The sequence below is a fragment of the Phaeobacter sp. CECT 5382 genome (genome assembly GCF_001457775.1).
Classification (GTDB): domain Bacteria; phylum Pseudomonadota; class Alphaproteobacteria; order Rhodobacterales; family Rhodobacteraceae; genus Pseudophaeobacter.
Genome location: NZ_CYSG01000002.1, coordinates 187,520 through 202,717, shown reverse-complemented (window position 1 = coordinate 202,717; position 15,198 = coordinate 187,520). Strand labels below are relative to the sequence as shown.

The following is a 15,198-nucleotide window of genomic DNA, read 5'->3' as shown; positions in this document are numbered from 1 at the left end:
CAGCTGCAGCACAGCCTGATCTAAAAGCAGGAAACGCAAAAGGCGCCGCAAAAATGCGACGCCTTCATTTTTTTGAAAATCTGACTTGCGTGAATTCCCGTTTTCAGGAAATCCCCACAGGAGAATCAACCCAGCGACTTGACCCGTGAGGCCAGACGCGAAACTTTCCGCGACGCGGTGTTCTTGTGGTAGACGCCCTTGGTCACGCCACGCATCAGTTCAGGCTGAGCAGCGCGCAGAGCGGCAGTCGCGGCTGCTTTGTCGCCGGACTCGATCGCTTCTTCAACTTTACGCAGGTAGGTGCGGATGCGCGAACGGCGGGCTTTGTTAACTTCAAAGCGCTTTTCGTTCTGACGGGCGCGTTTTTTTGCCTGAGGCGTATTTGCCATGTCTCTGTGACCTTTTATTCGGGTTCAATATGTCGATGTCGGCGCAAGCCAGCCAAACCCGGATCGGATCAACGGAGTGATTCTAGCCAAGCGGGCTGCACGCGCATGTATGGCAGCGGTCTTTATAGCGGCTCCCTGAAATATGCAAGGGAATTACCAAAGGACCGTTTGTGATCCTCACAAAAGTTGCCAAACCTCAGTGAAGACGTCAGGACCACCTATCCAAGGGCCCTGACTTAAGTACGCCCTCGTCGTCTTATTTATCGCGGAACTGTGCTTCGCGCTTTTCCAGAAAGGCAGCCATGCCCTCTTTCTGATCCTCGGTGGCAAACATCGAATGAAAGACCCGGCGCTCAAACAGCAGGCCTTCGTTCAAAGGCAGCTCATAGCTGCGGTTCACCGATTCTTTGACGGCCATAGCAGTCAGCAGGGATTTCTCGGCGATCTTCTGCGCCGCGCCCATGGCTTCTTCGATCAGCTTTTTGGCGGGAACCACGCGGGACACCAGCCCGGCGCGCTCGGCCTCTTCGGCGCCCATGAAACGACCGGTGAGGTTCATGTCCATGGATTTCGACTTACCCACAAAGCGTGTCAAACGCTGAGTGCCACCGATACCGGCAACCACGCCCAGATTGATCTCGGGCTGACCGAACTTGGCGGTCTCGGCTGCTATGACGAAATCACAAAGCATCGCCAGCTCGCAACCGCCGCCCAGCGCATAGCCTGCCACAGCGGCAACGATCGGCTTGCGGATTGCCCCGATACGGTCATTCACCTGGGCAAAAAGATCGGTTGTGTAGACGTCCGTGAAGCTCATCTCGGACATTTCTTTGATGTCGGCGCCAGCCGCAAAGGCCTTTTCCGAACCGGTCAGCACAATGCAGCGCACCTTGTCGCTGCTATCGGCTTCTTCCAGGGCCGTGCACAGTTCATTCACAAGCTCTGCATTGAGCGCGTTCAACGCCTCGGGGCGATGCAGTTTGATAAGGCAAACGTGGTCCTGCACTTCGACGTTGATCGTCTCATAGGCCATGATTTCTTGCTTTCATTGTTCCATTCAGAAACGAGTCATTACCACGAGAAATATCGCATTCAAGCTATCTTTGGCACTTGCCACAATAGAAGGAGGATCGCCCCGACTGGGTGATTCTGGCAATAGAGCCTGCACAGCCCGTGCGCCGACAGGGTTCCCCCTCGCGGCCATAAACGTCAAAGCTGTGCTGAAAATATCCAAGTTCTCCATTAGCTTGGCGGAAATCTTTTAGGGATGATCCACCCGCTGAAATGGCATCGCGGAGCACCTGTCGAATGATCGGAACCAGGGCAGAAACCCGCGCGGCAGAGAGTTGCCCTGCTTTTCGTTTTGGTGAAATTCCCGCCCGAAACAGAGCTTCGCAAACGTAGATATTGCCAAGACCAGCAATGATTCCCTGATCCAGCAGCGCCGATTTCACCGGAGAGTTCTTGCCCTTGAAGGCGGCGATCAGGTGATCTTCGTGAAAATCATTGCCCAAAGGTTCCGGCCCCAGCACCTTGAGCAATTTGTGCTCCGCCAGCCCAGAAGTGTCGATCAGATCCATCGCCCCAAAGCGGCGCGGATCATTGAAGGTGACCCGCGCGCCGTTCTTCATATCAAAGACCACGTGGTCGTGTTTTTCCGCCTGCGGGTGATCATGCACGAATTGTCCAAGGGGGTCGCCCGAAACCGTCATTCGCCCGGACATGCCCAGATGGATCAGCAGGGTCTCGCCCCGGTCCAGCTCTGCCAGGATGTATTTTGACCGCCGCCGCAGTGCTACCACCTGCGCGCCGGTCAACCGCTCGGCCATGCGCTCTGGGAAAGGCCAGCGCAGATCGGGACGATTGACGTTGGCCCTGGCGATCACCGCACCCTCCATCGACGGGCGCAATCCCTGCATCACGGTCTCGACCTCAGGCAATTCAGGCATTACATCGCTCCTAACGGTTTATGACATAAGGGCCACATTGTACCTGCCCTCCAACGTCCTATAAGTGGGGCGATCCTTAGAAAACGGCAAGCCACATGAGCGATAGATCAGACAGCACCACCCATTTTGGCTTTGAAACCGTCCCCGAACACGAAAAGGCGGGTCGGGTACAGGGTGTCTTCAATTCGGTGGCCTCAAAATATGACGTCATGAATGATGTCATGAGCATGGGTATCCACCGGGTCTGGAAAGACGCGATGATGGATTGGCTCGCACCCCGCCCCGGCCAGCGCCTTCTGGATGTGGCAGGCGGCACCGGCGATATTTCCTTCCGCTTTCTGAAACGCGCCGGACATGGCCATTCCACAGTATTGGATCTAACTGCGCCGATGTTGATCGAAGGGCGCAAACGCGCTGAGGCCGAACAGATGGCAGACAGCCTCGACTGGGTCACCGGTGACGCTATGGCCCTGCCCTTCAAGGATAATACCTTTGACGTCTATACCATCTCCTTTGGCATCCGGAACGTCACCCGCCCACAAGAAGCCCTGAACGAGGCCTATCGCGTGCTGAAACCCGGCGGCCGCCTAATGGTACTGGAGTTCTCGCAACTTCCCAATGATGGCATGCAGAAGCTCTATGATCTCTATAGCTTCAACGTGATCCCCCGTATGGGCAAGCTCATTGCCAATGACTACGACAGCTATCAGTATCTGGTGGAATCGATCCGCAACTTCCCCGATCAGGAAACCTTTTTGCAGATGGTCAAAACCGCGGGCTTTGCCAATGCCAAGTACCGCAACCTGTCACTTGGCATCGCAGCACTGCACTCTGGCTGGAAAATCTAGAGAATGCGCGGCCCACATAACATCATCCGTTTGATCCGCACTGGCGCCACGTTTGAGCGCACTGGCGCGATGAACCTGGTTCTGGATGCCTTTGAGGCCCCCAAACCGCTGCGTATCCTCGCTCATACAATGGGCTGGCCCTTCAAATGGCTAGGCTACAAGGGCGACCCCGCCATGCCGCCCGCCACCCGTGCGCTGACGGCGCTGGGGCCTGCCTATATCAAATTCGGCCAGGTACTATCGACCCGCCCCGATGTGGTTGGCGAAGAACTAGCGCAGCAGCTACGCGTGTTGCAGGATCAGCTGCCGCCCTTTTCACGCGCCGAGGCGATGCTTCAGGTCGAAAAAGAACTGGGTCGCCCGCTAAACGTTGTTTTTTCTGAGTTCAGCGAACCCATCGCCGCCGCCTCGATTGCGCAGGTGCATCGCGCTCGTTTGACGGAATCCGGTGACGATGTGGCCGTCAAGGTTCTGCGTCCCGGCATTGAACGCGCCTTTAACAAGGACGTGGACGCGTTCTATTTTGCCGCCCGCATCGTTGATCTCTTTGCCCCCGGTGCGCGCCGCCTGCGCCCCATGGAGGTGATCGAACATTTTGACGGTGTGGTGCAGGGCGAACTCGACCTACGGCTTGAAAGCTCTGCTGCTTCGGAATTTGCCGCCAACACCGTCGATGACGAAGGCTTTCAGCTGCCAAGGATCCGCTGGGAGGCCTCCGCCCGCCGGGTGATGACGCTGGATTGGGCAGATGGCGTGGCACTGGGCGATAATGCGGCACTGGATGCTGCGGGCCATGACCGGCGGGCCTTGGGCGAACAGGTCCTGTCGCTGTTCTTGCGCCATGCGCTGCGCGACGGCTATTTCCACGCCGACATGCACCAGGGCAATCTGAAGGTGGCCGCCAATGGCGATATCATCGCCTATGATTTTGGCATCATGGGGCACATTGATGAATACACCCGCCGGGTCTACGCCGAGATACTGTTTGGTTTTATCAAACGCGATTACAAACGCGTCGCCGAGGTGCATTTCGAAGCTGGCTATGTACCTGCCGACCGGGACGTCGATGAGTTTGCCCGCGCCATTCGCGCCGTCGGAGAACCAATCTTTGGCATGGATGCCAGCCATATCTCCATGGGCAGCCTGCTGAACTATCTCTTTGAGGTGACAGAGCGCTTTGGCATGGAAACCCGGACCGAGCTGATCCTACTGCAACGCACCATGGTGGTTGTCGAAGGTGTCGCCCGCTCTCTGGATCCGCATATCAATATCTGGGAAGTGGCCCACCCGGTGGTCGAGGACTACATCAAGAAAAGCATTGGCCCGCGCGCCATAGCTTCGGATCTGATGAAAACCGCCAAGGTCATGGCACGGTTCGGCCCACGCCTGCCAGCCCTTATGGAACAGGCTCTCGTCGCCCAGTCCCAGGAACCCACGTCTGATCCCGGCGCGCGCGCCTGGACAGGGGCCGCCGCCCTTGGGGCCGCAGCAGGCGCGCTCGTCACGGTGCTTCTTACCTATCTGTTCTAAACCGGATCTGAACATGCAAAAGGGCGCAGCATCCCGCTACGCCCTTTCATCTTGTTGCCAATACCTTGGGGTGAGTGACCCATAGGGTCAGAGGGGCAAAGCCCCTCCTGTCACAAGCTCAGAGACGCTCGATCGCCAGCGCAATACCCTGACCGCCGCCAATGCACATTGTGATCAGTGCTTTTGATCCGCCTGTGCGCTCCAGTTCATACAGCGCCTTCAGGGTGATGATGGCGCCCGTGGCCCCAACGGGATGGCCCAGCGCGATGGCACCGCCATTGGGGTTTACCTTGGCCGGATCCAGCCCCAGTTCCTTGTTCACCGCCAGAGCCTGCGAAGCAAAGGCCTCGTTGCTTTCGATCACATCAAAGTCGCTGGCTTTGAGGCCGGTTTTTGCCAGCAGGTTCTGCACCGCAGGCACCGGGCCGATACCCATGACTTCGGGGCGCACGCCGGCATGAGCATAGCCCAGAACCCGCGCCTTTGGTTTCAGCCCAGCCTTCTCGGCAGCGTCAGCCCGCGCCATGACCAGAGCGGCAGCCCCATCGTTAATGCCAGACGCATTGCCAGCCGTGACACGCCCGTCTTTCTGGAACACCGCCCGCAGACCGCCCAGCGCCTCCATCGAGGTGCCCTTGGGGTGCTCATCCACTTCAAAGGCCACCATGTCGCGTTTTACTTTGACCTCAACCGGGGTGATCTGGCTTTGGAAATAGCCTGCCTCGATCGCCGCGGCCGCACGGGTCTGGCTGGCGAGGGAAAATTCATCCATCTGTTCGCGGGTGATCTCGTGCTCGTCCGCTACGTTTTCCGCCGTCACCCCCATATGGCCAGTGCCGAATGGGCAGTTCAGCGCGCCCAGCATCATATCGAGCGATTTGACATCGCCCATCTTGGCGCCCCAGCGCTGCTGCTGCATGATAAAGGGGCTGCGCGACATGTTCTCGGCGCCACCGGTCAGGGCAAAATCCGCGTCATTCAGCATCAGCGACTGAATGCCCGAGACCAGCGCCTGCGCGCCAGAACCACACAGCCGGTTCACATTCATCGCCGGGGTGCCATGGGGCACACCCGCCTGCATCGCTGCCACGCGGGACAGATACATATCGCGCGGCTCAGTGTTGATCACATGACCAAAGACCACATGACCGATCTGTTCAGGTGCCACGCCAGACCGTTCCATCGCGGCCTTCGAGACCGTGGTGGCCAGATCAATGGGGGCTGTGTTGGCAAGTGCGCCGCCAAAGGTGCCAATTGCAGTGCGGGCGCCGTCCAGAATGACGATATCGGTCATGATCTCTCTCCTCATGGGTCAGTTGCGCGCATTATGCAGTCGCAGCATGGCCCTGTCTGCCCCTGTCTGGCCCCTGGGCCTGTGGACGTCCCGTCATTGACAATTTGTCTCAAGCCGCGCAGGACTTCTGCTATGACGGAAAACCCAGATGATATCCTGACACTCCTCCCCGCCCGCCTGAAAGAGGCCCGCCGCGCCCAAGGACTGTCCCTTGAAGCGGTCGCCAATCTCTCGGGTGTTTCCCGCTCAATGGTGAGCCAGATCGAGCGCGGCGAGAGCTCTCCGACCATTGCGACACTCTGGAACCTCACCCGCGCGCTGCAGGTGGATTTTGCTGGGCTGCTGGAAGCAGGAGACATGCAGGACCGGATCGAAGTGCTGCGCGCCGTGGACGTGCCCAAGATCGAAAACATCGGCGAAGGCTGTCGCATCCGCATCCTGTCGCCACCAGAAGAGGCCGGCGGCCACGAGGTGTATGACATCCGCTTTGACAAGGGGGGTGCGCTGACCAGCCAGCCCCACACCCGGGGTGCCATGGAACAGCTGACGGTGCTGGAAGGCGAGATCGAGGTCACATCCGGCAGTGCAAAAGATGTCCTGCAAGCCGGTGACACCGCCCGCTATGCCGCCGATGTCAGCCACGCGATCACCGCGCCCTCCGGCGTGGCGCGGGTGTTTCTAATTGTTAAAAATGCCTGAATAAATCAACCCAAGGCTGATCATCGCCATTTTCAGTCCGCATTCCTTCTGCACCATCGACGGATTGCAAAATCCACCAAGGTGTATTCATGACCGAAAAAATGGCTATCCTCATCGACGGAGAAAACATCAGCTTCGACACCCTGCCTGAAATTCTGGACCATTCGCGGCGCATTGGCCCCTCCTGCGTGCAGCGTGTCTATGGAAACGCAACCCGGCTGCCTGCCTGGGCGCAGGCTGCTGGCTTCAAGCTTGTGCATTCTGGGACCGGGAAGAACTCCGCCGACATGTGTCTGACCATCGAAGCGCTAGAGCTGTCTTACCAGCACGGTTTTGGAAGTTTCGTACTTGTAAGTTCAGACAGCGATTTCACTCATCTTGCACTCAAACTACGGGAACAAGGCAAATTTGTCCTTGGGTTAGGCGATCATAGGGCACCAGAAATGTTTCGCGAAGCCTGCAGCATGTTCCGGGAGCTCGGCGACAATTCGGCTAGCTCATGTGACGGGGCAACAGCACCTGTCCCCAAAACACTCGATCTCAAGATCCGTGCTGCTGTCCAGAGCCACAGCAAGAACAGCAGCGGTATAGAAATCACGACACTGGGCCAGATCATGTTTAAACAACATGGCTTTAAAATCAGCTCACTGGAGAGCAAGAACTGGCGGGGTTACTTGAGCCAAAACCCACGAAAGTATGAGCTCGACCCCAAAGGTCCCCATGCAAAAGTAAGGTTCCTTTCGACCGGGGTCTGAAAAACGCGCCTTGGTGGGCATCGACATCTAAAATCCATCTTCACGGATTTTTTTCCGAGATAGTGAAATCCCCTATTTGGGAATTACATCCGTTATGATAGATGCGATCCCACGGATAAGGAGTTTCCCGCCATGAGCACTGCATTTCTGAACGACATCTCTGAGACGCTGGCCCAGATTGAGGCCGATGGCCTGTACAAGCGGGAACGAATGATCACCTCCCCTCAAGGGGGCGAGATCACTGTTGGCGACCGCGAGGTCATCAACCTCTGTGCCAATAACTACCTTGGTCTGGCAGATCACCCCGATCTGATCAAAGCGGCGCGCAGCGTCATGGACGACAAGGGCTTTGGCATGGCTTCGGTCCGCTTCATCTGTGGCACCCAGGATATCCACCGCGAGCTGGAGCAACGTCTGGCCAAGTTTCTGGGCAAGGACGACGCCATTCTATTTGCGGCCTGTTTTGACGCCAATGGTGGGCTGTTTGAGCCGCTTTTGGGGCCACAGGATGCGATCATATCCGACAGCCTGAACCATGCGTCGATTATCGACGGGGTCCGCCTGTGCAAGGCGAAGCGCTATCGCTACCTCAACAGCGATATGAACGACCTCGAGGCCTGGTTGAAACAGGCGCGCGAAGATGGCGCCCGCCATATCATGATCGCCACCGACGGGGTGTTCTCGATGGACGGCTATCTGGCGAAACTGCCGGAGATCCGCGCTCTGGCCGATAAATACGACGCCGTGGTGATGGTGGATGACTGCCACGCCACCGGATTTATGGGGCCAAACGGGGCGGGGACGCCGGATCACTTTGGGGTGGATGTTGATATCCTCACCGGAACATTGGGCAAAGCACTGGGGGGGGCCATCGGCGGTTATATCGCCGGGCCGCAGCCAGTGATCGACCTGCTGCGGCAGCGGGCGCGGCCCTATTTGTTCTCCAATTCGCTGCCGCCTTCAATCGTTGCTGCCGGGATCGAGGCCATTCGTCTGGTCGAAGAAGGCGCAGACCTGCGCGCCCAACTGTTTGAGAACACCCGTTTCTGGCGCGCGGGGCTCGAAGCGCTCGGGTTTGATCTGTTGCCCGGTGAACATCCGATCGTGCCCGTGATGCTGGGAGAGGCGCAACTCGCACAAGACATGGCCACACGGCTGTTTGACGAAGGCGTCTATGTCTCGGGCTTTTTCTTTCCCGTGGTGCCACGCGGACAGGCGCGCATCCGCACCCAGATGAATGCCGCCCTGACACGGGCCGAACTGGAGCGCGCCCTGCAGGCCTTTGGCAAGGTTGGGCGTGATCTGGGGGTCATCTCATGACCGCCACCTCCTTTGCCAAACCAAACACCATGACCGCGCTGGAAAAAAGCCACGCCCGCGAAGGCCTTTGGAAAGTGCAGGCTCCGGTACCAGAGATCGGACCAGATGATGTTCTGATCAAAGTGAACAAGACCGGCATCTGCGGTACCGACGTGCATATCTGGAACTGGGATGCCTGGGCCCAGAAAACAGTGCCAGTGCCACTGATCACCGGGCATGAGTTTGCCGGTGAGATTGTCGAGCTGGGCCGGAATGTGACAGACCTTGCAATCGGCCAGCGGTGTTCGGGAGAGGGGCATCTGATTGGCCATCATTCGCGCCAAAGCCGCGCCGGAAAGTTCCATCTGGACCCTGAAACTCGTGGCATTGGCGTCAACGAACAGGGGGCTTTTGCACAGTACCTGCGCCTTCCCGCTTTCAACGTGGTGCCACTGCCGGATGATATTTCCGACGATATCGGTGCAATACTCGATCCGCTTGGCAATGCTGTGCATACCGCACTCAGCTTTGATCTGGTGGGCGAAGACGTATTGATTACCGGCGCCGGTCCCATTGGCATCATGGCGGCGGCAGTGGCCCGGCATGTGGGCGCGCGCCATGTGGCGATCACCGATGTAAACCCTGGACGTCTGGCGTTGGCCGCACAGGTTGCCGATGTGCGCCCCGTCAATGTCACCCAAGAAGATCTGAAAGATGTGATCGCCGAACTCGGCATGACCCAGGGCTTTGATGTCGGGCTCGAGATGTCCGGCAATCAGGCCGCAATGGACCAGATGATCGAGGCGCTTGTGATGGGGGGGCGTATCGCCCTGCTGGGCATTCCCCCCGGAAAATCGCCGGTAGACTGGAGCCGCATCGTGTTCAAGGCGCTCACCATCAAGGGGGTCTACGGGCGTGAAATCTTTGAAACCTGGTACAAGATGATTGCCATGCTGCAAAACGGTCTGAACGTCGCGCCTGTGATCACGCACCGCTTTGACATCGAAAATTTTGCTGAGGGTTTCGCCGCAATGAAATCTGGAAACAGCGGCAAGGTGGTGCTGGACTGGACTTAGCCCAGCACCAAGTACTCTGCTAAACGCCCTGCTGCCAACGAAGAAAGCAAGGCCCACTCGTTACACAGACCAACAGTACGACAGAGGGAAAAACAGCTCTCTGCTACCAAGGCAACTCGTCACCAAACTGCTCGCCTAAAGTGTAGTTTAGGCGAAATTCGTAAAACGAACACATTCAAATATTGGCAATGAGTTGTTTTTATGATCTTTTCACAGTGTGCTAGCTCGAAATGAGCGCCTTGCGACCCTCTGGGTGCAGGGTCCAGCAGCTGCGTTCTTCGAACACTGCCGCAGTTAGCTCTCGTCCAAAACCTGCCCCCGAATCAAGGTTGACGCGATTGCCATGATGTTCCGGCGTCGGAATCTGGGTGTGGCCATGCACCACCAGCCAGGGGTGCTCTGTCTGATCCCGAAGGAACTCCTGTCGGATCCACAGCTTGTCGTTTTGGCTCTGCTCTGCCAGCGACAGCCCTGGGCGAATACCTGCGTGGACAAATAGCAGGCCGGACTCTTCGTAATGATCCACGAGACCGTCCAGAAAAGTGCTGTGATTCTGCGGGACCGCCAACCGGGCCTCTGCGTGCACGTCATGAATGCGGGCGCCCTCAGGGACCGCCACACCATAGGATTCGAGCGTCTCGATCCCCCCGATACGGTCGTGCAGCCAGTGATAGCCTACCAGCAGGCGATCGTCATTGCGTGGGTAGTCTTCGATGAACATTGAAAACATCCGGTCGTGGTTACCGCGCAAGCAGACCCAATTACGCCCCCCAGCCAGCCCCTCTGCAAGCAAATCGATCACCCCGCACGAATTCGGGCCGCGATCGGTATAATCCCCCAAGAAAACCACGCGGGCATCCGGGCCGCCATCCGCCTCAATCAGCTCCAGCGCGGCTTGCAGCTTTTCCAACTGGCCGTGAATGTCGCCAATGGCATAAATCGGTTGGGTCATGAGAAATCTCCTGCGTTCTACCCAAACCTTGTGCCTGATCGCCGTAGGTCTGGGAAGCACCATCACGCCCGCATCATCATGACGCACACGAAGGGATGCAAACAAAAAGGGAGCCGCCAATGGCAACTCCCCTCAGCTTTATTTAGTTCAGCAACCGGATCAGACGACGTCGAATTCCAGTGGCTTGATCTGATTGAACAGATCGGTCTCGGCCAGCTTGGCGCGGGCATCCGCAGGCACTGGCTCATCCACATACAAGAGCGCGATGGCTTCACCACCGGCAGCGGCCCGGCCCAGAGTAAAGTTGGCGATGTTGACGCCGTGCTCACCCATGGTCTGACCCAGCGAACCAATAATGCCCGGAACGTCATTGTTGGTGGTGTAAAGCATATGCGCGCCCACTTCGGCGTCGATATTAATGCCCTTGATCTGGATGAACCGCGGCTTGCCATCCGAGAACACAGTGCCCGCAACCGAACGCTCGCGCTTTTCAGTCACGGCGGTCACCTTGATGTAGCCATCAAATGTGCCGGTCTTGTCCTGATTGGTCGTCGAGATCTGAATGCCGCGTTCCTTGGCGACCACCGGTGCGGACACCATGTTCACATCCGGGTTCACCTTTTTCATGATGCCGGCAACCACGGCGCAGTTCAGCGCGTCCAGGTTCATGTCCGCTGCGACACCATCATAGAGGATGTTGATCGCCTTGATCGGCTCATCCGTCATCTGGCCGACAAAAGCACCCAGGTGCTCGGCCAGTTTGATCCAGGGGCCCATGACCTTGGCTTCTTCGGCAGTGACGCTTGGCATGTTCAACGCGTTTTCAACGGCGCCGGTCAGCAGATAGTTCGACATCTGCTCGGCCACCTGCAGGGCAACGTTTTCCTGTGCTTCAGTGGTGGCAGCGCCCAGGTGAGGCGTACAGACCACGTTGGGCAGGTTGAACAGGGCGTTTTCCTTGGCGGGCTCTTCGCTGAACACGTCAAAGGCCGCACCGGCAACATGGCCAGATTTCAGGGCTTCGGCCAGGGCTACTTCATCCACCAGACCACCACGGGCACAGTTGATGATGCGCACGCCCTTTTTGGTCTTAGCGAGGTTTTCGCGCGACAGGATGTTGCGGGTCTGGTCGGTCAGCGGCACGTGCAGGGTGATGAAATCAGCGCGAGCCAGAAGCTCGTCCAGCTCAACCTTTTCCACGCCCATTTTGGCAGCCCGCTCTTCGCTAAGGAAGGGGTCATAGGCCACAACCTTCATCTTAAGGCCACGGGCACGGTCGCAAACGATGCCACCGATATTGCCGGCACCAATGACACCCAGCGTTTTGTTGGTCAGCTCGGTGCCCATGAATTTGGACTTTTCCCATTTGCCCGCATGGGTCGAAGCCGAGGCCTCAGGAACCTGCCGCGCCACAGCGAACATCATCGCAATTGCGTGTTCAGCGGTGGTGATCATGTTGCCAAAGGGTGTGTTCATCACGATCACACCTTTTTTCGACGCGGCTTCCTTGTCGATGTTGTCAGTGCCGATGCCGGCGCGGGCGATAACTTTGAGATTGGTCGCATTGGCGAGGATCTTGTCTGTCACCTTGGTCGCCGAGCGGATCGCCAGACCATCATACTGGCCGATCACTTCGGCCAGCTTGTCTTTGTCTTTGCCCAGGTCAGGCTGGAAATCGACATCAATGCCGCGATCGCGAAAGATCTGCACGGCGGCTTCGGAGAGTTTGTCGGAGATGAGTACCTTGGGAGCCATGTTTGTGGTCCTTTTAATCGGGGGCCTCTTGGGGCCGAAATCGAAGTAGGGGAGCGCTCGACCCTGGGTGGGTGCGAAGCGCCCTCCCGTGGGGAGGGTCGGGCGCTGCCCGGCCTGTCAGCCGGGCAATTGGATCAGCTCTTAGATCAGGCCTGTGCGGCGATCTCGGCCTCAAAGGCCCAGGCGAGCCAGGGCAGCATTGCTGTGATGTCAGCGGTTTCCACTGTGCCACCACACCAGATCCGCAGACCGGCAGGCGCGTCACGATAGGCGCCGATGTCCAACGCGATGTTCTCGGCTTCCAGTCGTTTGGCCACGGCCTTGGCAAAGGCTGCGCCATCCTGAATGCGCGCATCTGTGAACTTCAGGCAGACCGAAGTGTTGGAGCGCGTCGCGTCATCTTCCGCCAGGTTCGCGATCCACTCGTTAGCCTCGCAGAAATCAAACACGGCCTGCGCATTGGCATCAGCTCGGGCGATCAGACCTTTCAGGCCGCCAACCGAGCGGGCCCAGTCCAGCGCAAACAGATAGTCTTCAACCGCCAGCATCGAAGGCGTGTTGATGGTGGCACCGGTAAAGATACCCTCAATCAGCTTGCCGCCTTTGGTCATGCGGAAGATTTTTGGCAGGGGCCAGGCGGGGGTGTAGCTTTCCAGACGCTCAACCGCACGGGGTGACAACACGATCACACCATGGGCCGCTTCGCCACCCAGAACCTTTTGCCAAGAGAATGTTGTCACATCCAACTTGTCCCAGGGCAGGTCCATCGCAAATGCAGCGCTGGTGGCATCACAAATGGTCAGACCCTCGCGGTCATCGGCGATCCAGTCGGCATTGGGAACACGAACGCCCGCGGTGGTGCCGTTCCAGGTAAAGACCACATCGTTGTTGCAGTCGACCGAGGCCAGATCGACGATCTTACCGTAATCCTCGGTTTTCACTTCGGCGTCGATTTTCAGCTGTTTGACAACATCGGTAACCCAGCCGGCGCCAAAGCTTTCCCAGGCCAGCATCTCGACCTTGCGCTGACCCAGCAGCGACCACAGGGCCATCTCAACCGCGCCAGTGTCGGACGCGGGAACAATGCCAATACGATAGTCAGCGGGGATGCCCAAAATCTCGCGGGTGCCTTCGATGGCATCCTTCAGCTTGGCTTTGCCAACAGCTGCGCGGTGGCTGCGACCCAGGGGGGCGTCGGCCAGTTTGGACAATTCGAATGTAGGGGGTTTGGCACAGGGGCCAGAGGAAAAACGCGGGTTGGCCGGCCGCGTAGCCGGTTGCTGAGTAGCCATAGATGCTATCCTTACAGATATCTGCCCTTCGTTGGGGAAGGGTGTCCCGCCGCTAGAGCTAGGGTGACCAGCCTGGGTATACAAGCTGCAAAATTGCCATCCAGCGCCGCTTTGGGCGAATTTTGCGACACGCACCGTCGCCTAAAGGAAACTTCCTTACCATTGCCTGAAGGACTTCCAGATCCGGCCGAACCATTGCCGCGTCACCGCTCCTGTGGTTTCTGGTCCGCAGCAGGTTTGATTCGGAGCGTATTATGACTGGCAGACTGGCCCTGGTGACCTATTCCTTCGCCCTGATGCTGATGTTGGGCTGGCTTCTGGTGGCCGGACAGTCAATTCTTCTGCCAGTGTTGGTTGGGGTTATCGCCGTCTATATCCTTACCACCGCCGCCGAAGCCCTAGTGCCCGTGCCGGTCGTTGGCCGTCTGCCACGGCACTGGCGTCGGCTGTTGGTGCTTGTGCTCTGCACCTTTGGGTTTCTGATCCTTGGATCCTTTATTACCAGCAGCGCCACAACCCTTTCGGCAGCCTTGCCAACATATGCGGAAAACTTCGACGCCTTGCAAAGCAAGTTTCTGACCGGGATTGGTATCAAAGAAGAACCCAACTGGGGCAACCTTGGCGAACGCTTGCTGGATATGATAGACGCCACGACGCTTATGCCGACAGCGCTGGCCACCATCAGCAATGGGGGGTCGGTGATCCTGGCCGCTGCGCTTTATGCGGTCTTCATTCTGGCCGAGCTCGACAGCCTGCCAGACAAGACACGCCGTGCCTTTCAGGACAACGCACAGGCTGAACACACCCTGGAACTGGCCCGCGAGATCAACGAAAAGATCGGCAGCTATCTCGCCGCCAAAACGCTGGTCAATGTGATCCTGGCGCTGGTCTCCTTTGCCATTCTGAAGATCCTCGGCATTGCTCACCCAGCGTTCTGGGCCATCATCATCGGGCTGCTGAACTACATTCCCTATATCGGCTCAATCATTGCGGTGATCTTTCCCGTCACCATGAGCCTCATTCAGTTCACCTCCTTTCTGCAGGCCGGATTGGCACTGGTATTGCTAATGATCCCGCAACTGGCGGTCGGCTACTATATCGAACCAAAATTCCTTGGCCGCTCCGTCAACCTCAGCCCCTTTACCGTCCTTCTTGCTCTTGCAGTCTGGAGCACGCTTTGGGGCATGACCGGTGCCATCCTGGCGGTTCCGCTGACTGCGATGGTGATGATCATCTTGGCGGAAATTCCCAACACCCGCTGGATCGCGGTGCTTATGTCGGAAAAAGGCGACCTCTAGTCGCAATCCGGGACCAACCTGCCCATCGGGGCTGGCTCCTGCGCCGTCAGAACGCTAAGAGG

Annotated in this window: 14 protein-coding genes; 7 read left to right on the top strand and 7 right to left on the bottom strand. The window is 57.9% G+C overall.

Going from position 1 to position 15,198, the window contains the following annotated elements; genetic code table 11:
- Positions 1-125 precede the first annotated feature (125 nt).
- The 3 genes from rpsT to mutM all read right to left on the bottom strand — a co-directional run bounded on the left by rpsT (position 126) and on the right by mutM (position 2,338).
- Positions 126-389, bottom strand: a complete 264-nt coding sequence (gene rpsT, locus PH5382_RS02925) for a 30S ribosomal protein S20 (RefSeq protein WP_058332853.1) — start codon at positions 387-389, stop codon at positions 126-128.
- Positions 390-645: 256 nt separating this feature from the next.
- Positions 646-1,422: an enoyl-CoA hydratase gene (locus PH5382_RS02920; protein WP_058332852.1), complete on the bottom strand. Its 777-nt coding sequence runs from the start codon at positions 1,420-1,422 to the stop codon at positions 646-648.
- A gap of 64 nt (positions 1,423-1,486) precedes the next feature.
- Positions 1,487-2,338: a bifunctional DNA-formamidopyrimidine glycosylase/DNA-(apurinic or apyrimidinic site) lyase gene (gene mutM, locus PH5382_RS02915; RefSeq protein ID WP_058332851.1), complete on the bottom strand. Its 852-nt coding sequence runs from the start codon at positions 2,336-2,338 to the stop codon at positions 1,487-1,489.
- Between the two features lie 95 nt (positions 2,339-2,433).
- Here mutM and ubiE point away from each other — a divergent pair, with 95 nt between their 5' ends.
- Both ubiE and ubiB read left to right on the top strand, forming a co-directional pair.
- Positions 2,434-3,186, top strand: a complete 753-nt coding sequence (ubiE, locus tag PH5382_RS02910; RefSeq protein ID WP_058332850.1) for a bifunctional demethylmenaquinone methyltransferase/2-methoxy-6-polyprenyl-1,4-benzoquinol methylase UbiE — start codon at positions 2,434-2,436, stop codon at positions 3,184-3,186.
- A 3-nt stretch (positions 3,187-3,189) separates the two neighbouring features.
- On the top strand, positions 3,190-4,716 hold the full coding sequence (gene ubiB / locus PH5382_RS02905; protein WP_058332849.1) for a 2-polyprenylphenol 6-hydroxylase: 1,527 nt from the start codon (positions 3,190-3,192) through the stop codon (positions 4,714-4,716).
- 118 nt (positions 4,717-4,834) lie between these two features.
- Here ubiB and PH5382_RS02900 read toward each other — a convergent pair whose 3' ends face one another.
- Positions 4,835-6,010, bottom strand: coding sequence for an acetyl-CoA C-acyltransferase family protein (locus tag PH5382_RS02900; protein WP_058332848.1), 1,176 nt, complete (start codon positions 6,008-6,010; stop codon positions 4,835-4,837).
- Positions 6,011-6,142: 132 nt separating this feature from the next.
- On the opposite strand from PH5382_RS02900, the gene PH5382_RS02895 reads away from it, so the two are divergent.
- The 4 genes from PH5382_RS02895 (at position 6,143) to tdh (ending at position 9,839) form a co-directional block, all read left to right on the top strand.
- Entirely contained in the window at positions 6,143-6,709 is a 567-nt protein-coding gene (locus PH5382_RS02895; protein WP_058332847.1) for a helix-turn-helix domain-containing protein, read from the top strand.
- 89 nt (positions 6,710-6,798) lie between these two features.
- Positions 6,799-7,464 (top strand): NYN domain-containing protein, encoded by a 666-nt coding sequence (locus tag PH5382_RS02890; protein WP_082645546.1) that lies wholly within the window; start codon positions 6,799-6,801, stop codon positions 7,462-7,464.
- 132 nt (positions 7,465-7,596) lie between these two features.
- A complete protein-coding gene (locus PH5382_RS02885) occupies positions 7,597-8,784 on the top strand; it encodes a glycine C-acetyltransferase (RefSeq protein ID WP_058332846.1) in 1,188 nt (395 codons plus the stop codon).
- On the top strand, positions 8,781-9,839 hold the full coding sequence (gene tdh / locus PH5382_RS02880; protein ID WP_058332845.1) for an L-threonine 3-dehydrogenase: 1,059 nt from the start codon (positions 8,781-8,783) through the stop codon (positions 9,837-9,839). Before PH5382_RS02885 ends, tdh begins: the two co-directional genes overlap by 4 nt.
- Before the next feature lie 220 nt (positions 9,840-10,059).
- On the opposite strand, the gene PH5382_RS02875 is transcribed toward tdh, so the two are convergent.
- From PH5382_RS02875 to PH5382_RS02865, 3 genes are all read right to left on the bottom strand, one after another.
- Positions 10,060-10,791, bottom strand: coding sequence for a metallophosphoesterase family protein (locus tag PH5382_RS02875; RefSeq protein WP_058332844.1), 732 nt, complete (start codon positions 10,789-10,791; stop codon positions 10,060-10,062).
- 159 nt (positions 10,792-10,950) lie between these two features.
- Positions 10,951-12,546 (bottom strand): phosphoglycerate dehydrogenase, encoded by a 1,596-nt coding sequence (serA, locus tag PH5382_RS02870; RefSeq protein WP_058332843.1) that lies wholly within the window; start codon positions 12,544-12,546, stop codon positions 10,951-10,953.
- Positions 12,547-12,692: 146 nt separating this feature from the next.
- Positions 12,693-13,838 carry a phosphoserine transaminase gene (locus tag PH5382_RS02865; RefSeq protein WP_058332842.1) on the bottom strand — a complete coding sequence of 382 codons (1,146 nt, stop codon included), beginning with the start codon at positions 13,836-13,838 and terminating at the stop codon, positions 12,693-12,695.
- 254 nt (positions 13,839-14,092) lie between these two features.
- On the opposite strand from PH5382_RS02865, the gene PH5382_RS02860 reads away from it, so the two are divergent.
- On the top strand, positions 14,093-15,136 hold the full coding sequence (locus PH5382_RS02860) for an AI-2E family transporter (protein WP_058332841.1): 1,044 nt from the start codon (positions 14,093-14,095) through the stop codon (positions 15,134-15,136).
- Positions 15,137-15,198 lie beyond the last annotated feature (62 nt).

Excerpts from the sequence above, each read along its gene's own strand:
- serA (WP_058332843.1), bottom strand. The coding sequence starts at position 12,546 with ATGGCTCCCAAGGTACTCATCTCCGACAAACTCTCCGAAGCCGCCGTG.
- PH5382_RS02900 (WP_058332848.1), bottom strand. The coding sequence starts at position 6,010 with ATGACCGATATCGTCATTCTGGACGGCGCCCGCACTGCAATTGGCACC.
- PH5382_RS02865 (WP_058332842.1), bottom strand. The coding sequence starts at position 13,838 with ATGGCTACTCAGCAACCGGCTACGCGGCCGGCCAACCCGCGTTTTTCC.
- PH5382_RS02920 (WP_058332852.1), bottom strand. The coding sequence starts at position 1,422 with ATGGCCTATGAGACGATCAACGTCGAAGTGCAGGACCACGTTTGCCTT.
- PH5382_RS02875 (WP_058332844.1), bottom strand. The coding sequence starts at position 10,791 with ATGACCCAACCGATTTATGCCATTGGCGACATTCACGGCCAGTTGGAA.
- ubiB (WP_058332849.1), top strand. The coding sequence starts at position 3,190 with ATGCGCGGCCCACATAACATCATCCGTTTGATCCGCACTGGCGCCACG.
- PH5382_RS02860 (WP_058332841.1), top strand. The coding sequence starts at position 14,093 with ATGACTGGCAGACTGGCCCTGGTGACCTATTCCTTCGCCCTGATGCTG.
- tdh (WP_058332845.1), top strand. The coding sequence starts at position 8,781 with ATGACCGCCACCTCCTTTGCCAAACCAAACACCATGACCGCGCTGGAA.
- PH5382_RS02890 (WP_082645546.1), top strand. The coding sequence starts at position 6,799 with ATGACCGAAAAAATGGCTATCCTCATCGACGGAGAAAACATCAGCTTC.
- rpsT (WP_058332853.1), bottom strand. The coding sequence starts at position 389 with ATGGCAAATACGCCTCAGGCAAAAAAACGCGCCCGTCAGAACGAAAAG.
- PH5382_RS02885 (WP_058332846.1), top strand. The coding sequence starts at position 7,597 with ATGAGCACTGCATTTCTGAACGACATCTCTGAGACGCTGGCCCAGATT.
- mutM (WP_058332851.1), bottom strand. The coding sequence starts at position 2,338 with ATGCCTGAATTGCCTGAGGTCGAGACCGTGATGCAGGGATTGCGCCCG.
- PH5382_RS02895 (WP_058332847.1), top strand. The coding sequence starts at position 6,143 with ATGACGGAAAACCCAGATGATATCCTGACACTCCTCCCCGCCCGCCTG.
- ubiE (WP_058332850.1), top strand. The coding sequence starts at position 2,434 with ATGAGCGATAGATCAGACAGCACCACCCATTTTGGCTTTGAAACCGTC.